This is a genomic window from Lysobacter sp. CA199, from assembly GCF_052078715.1.
Lineage (GTDB): Bacteria > Pseudomonadota > Gammaproteobacteria > Xanthomonadales > Xanthomonadaceae > Lysobacter.
In genome coordinates this window covers 1-1,446 of sequence record NZ_JBQJIL010000035.1, presented here as the reverse complement: position 1 = coordinate 1,446, position 1,446 = coordinate 1, and the positions used below count along the sequence as shown (strand labels likewise).

General features: G+C 58.7%; 2 protein-coding genes. Both read left to right on the top strand.

The features are described 5' to 3' along the window. Positions 1-788 (top strand): IS5 family transposase (locus tag ACTOWJ_RS29355; protein WP_441338177.1); only part of this gene is annotated, 788 nt, incomplete at its 5' end. A gap of 193 nt (positions 789-981) precedes the next feature. After that, positions 982-1,305, top strand: a complete 324-nt coding sequence (locus tag ACTOWJ_RS29350; protein WP_441338176.1) for a hypothetical protein — start codon at positions 982-984, stop codon at positions 1,303-1,305. The last annotated feature ends 141 nt before the right edge of the window (positions 1,306-1,446 follow it).

The window sequence follows — 1,446 nt, the reverse complement described above, 5'->3', positions numbered from 1 at the left end:
TGCAACAGTGGTATGCCCTGAGCGACCCGGCGATGGAAGAAGCGTTGTACGACACGGTGTCGATGCGGCGCTTCGCTCAGCTGGGCGGTCTGGACGAGGTGCCCGATGAGACGACGATCCTCAACTTTCGCCGTTTGCTGGAGCGGCACGATTTGGCGCGGGCACTGTTCGAGCGGGTCAACGCGCATTTGGCTCGCAAGGGCCAAAGCCTGCGTGGCGGCACGATCGTCGATGCCACGATCATCAGTGCGCCCAGTTCGACCAAGAACGCCGATGGCGAGCGTGATCCGCAGATGCACCAAACCAAGAAGGGCAACCAGTGGCACTTCGGGATGAAGGCGCATATTGGCGTGGACGATGAGTCCGGCCTGGTGCATCACGTGGAATGCACGGCAGCCAATGTGGCGGACATCACCCAGGTGCACAAGCTGCTGCACGGCCGAGAGGACACGGTGTGTGGCGACAGCGGTTACACGGGCGTGGATAAGCGCGAGGAAATGCGTAGGTGCAAGGCGCGCTACCTGATTGCCGAGAAGCCTTCGAAGCTGCGTCAGATCAAGAGCAAGCGCGAGTTGAAATGGGCGTTGCGCTGGGAGCACACGAAGGCCAGCGTGCGGGCGAAAGTGGAGCACCCGTTCCGGGTCATCAAGCGCCAGTTCGGCTACACCCAGGTGCGCTATCGCGGCTTGGCGAAGAACTTGGCGCAGGTGCTGACGCTGTTCGCGTTGTCGAATCTGTGGATGAAGCGAAAGCAATTGCTACCGAACCCAGGATGGGTGCGTCTGTGATGCGGCATACCCAGTCGCAAAGCGCCGTAAGCAGCGTTTGAAGCGATCACCGCATTGCGTTTCACGTAATTCGCACGGCATCTGCGTACTCAGGTCGAGTTGTTCAGACCTTCCTTAGCGCGACACGGGCGTATGCGTTGCACCGAGAGCGGAGAATCAATGATTGATGCAGACAAGAAAAATCGAACAAGACATGGCCACCGGTAGGTACCGCCGTCGGCTTCATACCAGAATCGTTCTGTCGTTCTTCTTGCTGGGCTTCGGGCTTACTGCTCTATTTGGTGCCATCGCTATCTATGCAAGCGCGCGCGTTGAGGAAGACGTAGTCGGAAAGGCACTCAAGCGCAATATCAATAGTTACGCCAATCGATTTTACGCGAACCTGACCGATACAGTCGAACCGCTCTACGGAATCAGCGGGCGAGTGTTCGGACCGGATAGGCGCGACAAAGTGCCGCCAGATTGGGCGGAACTGGACAGCGGCGTGTATCAGATGAACGGCGAGGAGGGCGGGTAATCCCCCCAATTTTAGGTTCATCTCCCATCTGAGGGGAAAGGCGCACGGCCGACCGGCAGAATTGTTGTTGTCTAGGCAGCAAAACGGGGTCGGCCGTGGCCAATGGAGATTGTATTACCGCGCTCGGGGGCTGGAAGGGTT

Coding starts and splice junctions, on each gene's coding strand:
- ACTOWJ_RS29350 (WP_441338176.1), top strand. CDS start 982: ATGGCCACCGGTAGGTACCGCCGTCGGCTTCATACCAGAATCGTTCTG.